The organism is Microbacterium sp. Bi128, assembly GCF_918698205.1.
On record NZ_CAKKMM010001691.1, the window covers coordinates 1 to 1,001 of the forward strand.

Genomic DNA, 1,001 nt, shown 5'->3' on the forward strand with positions numbered 1-1,001 from the left:
CTCCACATTGCCCGCGTAGGTGAGCTTGTCGAGGACCGTGACGTGGTGGCCGGTGTTCTCCAGTACGTAGTGGACGAAATTGGAGCCGATGAAGCCGGCGCCGCCGGTGACGAGGAGTTTCTGCATGAGGCCAGCTTACCGAAAGGCCGTTGCCGGCTCAGACCCGCCGGCGGGTCCTCCGGAGGGCTTCGACCATGAGCCGGACCAGCATCACGCGGGCCGCGACGATCTTGGGCAGCGACCGCAGGCCGGCAGGCGTCTGGTTCGATTCGTGGATCCGGCGGTAAATGGTCGACTCGTCAAGGTGGGTTATCGATCCGGCTACATTGCCGCAGATGGCCAGCCAGAGATCGTGTGATTCCCGGACGTAAGCGGGAATCGGGGTGAAGTAGCGGGCAGCCTCCCTGCGGAAGGCCATGCCGCAGCCGTAGTACGCCCGGTACCCGATCAGGATGGCGAACAAGTTTGCCACGTGCCGCCGCGAGTCCGCGGACTTCAGCCGCGGAATCCAGGGCCGGTTTCCGCCGCCCAGCATGTCGAAATTGCTGGCGACCACCATAGAACCGGACAAGGCAGCGAGCATCAGCTCCAGCCGGCCCGGAATCCAGACATCGTCCTGGTCGGACAGGAACACGTACTCCCCCCGGCTCAGCCGGATCGCTTCCTCGAAGCTGCGCACGTACCCCCGGTTGACAGGCGAGCGGACGAGGCGGATCCGCGGATCATCGATCCCCTCCACGATCGCGGCAGTCTCGTCGGGGGACGCATCATCGACCACTACGAGCTCGTCGTCGGGACCCAACTCGGCGAGGATGGACGCTATCTGCTCCCGGACAAAGGCCGCACCCTTGTAGGTGGCCATGCACACGCTGGCCCTGATCTTCGGCACGCCGGGGCCATTCTCGTCGTTCATGCGAACCACTCTAGGCGACTCCTGGGCCAGGGGCCGGAGCGGCGCAATCGCGTATCATCGTTAGGTCAAGCCCCCCCAGCACGAGGAC

The 1,001-nt window shown here is 65.0% G+C and carries 2 protein-coding genes; both read right to left on the reverse strand.

The features are described from left to right. Positions 1–126 (reverse strand): NAD-dependent epimerase/dehydratase family protein (locus tag LQV45_RS35560; protein ID WP_230012767.1); only part of this gene is annotated, 126 nt, incomplete at its 3' end. Positions 127–157: 31 nt separating this feature from the next. Next, positions 158–913 carry a glycosyltransferase family 2 protein gene (locus LQV45_RS35565; protein ID WP_079552994.1) on the reverse strand — a complete coding sequence of 252 codons (756 nt, stop codon included), beginning with the start codon at positions 911–913 and terminating at the stop codon, positions 158–160. Positions 914–1,001 lie beyond the last annotated feature (88 nt).